The 1584-nt window shown below is 36.1% G+C and carries 1 protein-coding gene; it reads right to left on the bottom strand.

Features of this window, described 5'->3' with window-relative positions; translation table 11 throughout:
* Positions 1-1584: efflux RND transporter permease subunit (locus Q5O73_RS08785; protein ID WP_302669496.1), on the bottom strand; the 1584-nt coding region annotated here is incomplete at both ends.

Raw genomic sequence — 1584 nt, 5'->3', positions numbered from 1 at the left:
CAAACAACACACTAAATGGTATACTAAAGGCTACTATTAATGTAGGCTTAATATCCTTTAAAAACAGTGCCAGCACAATAATTGCAAGAATTGCACCAATAAGCATACTGCTTAAAACGGAACTGATAATCATATCTATATAATTGTTCTGATCCATAATGGTTGTTACTGACAAACCATCATATTTCTTTTCCAGTTCCTTTGATGCTGATTTTATGTTATCAGACACATCACTGGTGTTGGCTGTACTTGATTTATATATGGCAAGTAATATTGCATCCCCACCATTAATTTTTGAATAGCTTTCTCCCGCATTATCAACCACTGTTACATCAGCCACATCTGATAATTTAATCTTTCCAATGCCGGATATTTTTGTGAGAACCATATCTTTAATTTCCTTTTTACCGGTATAATTATCTCCCACATCAATCAACCACTGGTCGTCATTTTTATCGTCTATGTATCCCGCAGGCATTGAAAAGTTTTGAGCATAAATAAGGTTAGATAATGTATCAATACTTAACAATGCGTCCACATTTGCATTCTCCTTAGCAGCTTTTCTTGAATTTTCCAGTTTTTTCTTTGCATCTTTTAAATCCTTTTTAGCACTTTCTAACTGAGTCTGACCTGCTGCTATCTGTGCCTGACCTGCACCAAATCCTGCGGCGGCGTTATATCCCCCTTCAATTGTTTTTGACTGATTTTCGTCTATTCCCTTCATCTGTCCTGAAATAGTGTCATTCATCATTGATGCTGCCTTAATTTCTATTTCAAGATTTGCCAGTTCAGTTTTTATCTGGGGCATTCTCACTTCTACAATGTCATAAACTTTTTTCAGATTTTTGTAGGTTAATTCCTTTGCTTCTTTGCCGTAACCTATTTTTTCCAGCCACTTTACAAAAGCTTCAAATTCCTTTTTGTTATTCACCGCATCCTTAATATTTTTAGGAACAGTTACCCCTGCCTGTTTTGCCAGTTCACCATACTGAGAGCTAAAAGTTGTAAACGTCTTGTCAATTTTATTGTACATATCTTCAACCTTTGCATCCTCATATGCCTTCTGCTCCGCTTCAAGGGCACTTTTACCTGCCTTTAAGCTGTTAAGGGATGCCTCGTAAGCATTTTTTACAGCCTGTGCCTGGGATAATTTAACCTGGGCATCAGCTAACTGCTTATTAGTGCTTTTCTGAGTGTCATCTAAATTAGACTTTTGGGAATTTAATTCCTTTTCCCCATCTGATAATTTCTTTTGTGCATCATCTATCTGCTTTTGTGCATCTACCAATTTACTGTTTGTTTTAGCCAGGATTTTATCATTAATTTTGTCAATTTTTTTACTGTTTAGCTTTACTTCTATGGAATCTGTGGTAAATCCCATAGAGGTAATACTTGCCACACCATTTTGTCTTTCAAAGTAAGGTTGCAGAGTATTTTTAGTAAAATCCGTAAGTTCTTTTATGTCCTTACCCTTATAATCCACACCTACGTACATGGTTGCCACCATATCCATGCTTACTTCCATTATATTGGGAGTTCCACATTCATCAGGAAGGCTTACCGTATCTAAAACCTTTGATATTC

It is taken from the genome of Eubacterium sp. AF15-50 (assembly GCF_934835595.1).
GTDB lineage: Bacteria > Bacillota > Clostridia > Lachnospirales > Lachnospiraceae > Eubacterium_G > Eubacterium_G segne.
The sequence above is the reverse complement of the archived record's forward strand: the minus strand, read 5'-3'. Positions and strand labels throughout refer to the sequence as shown.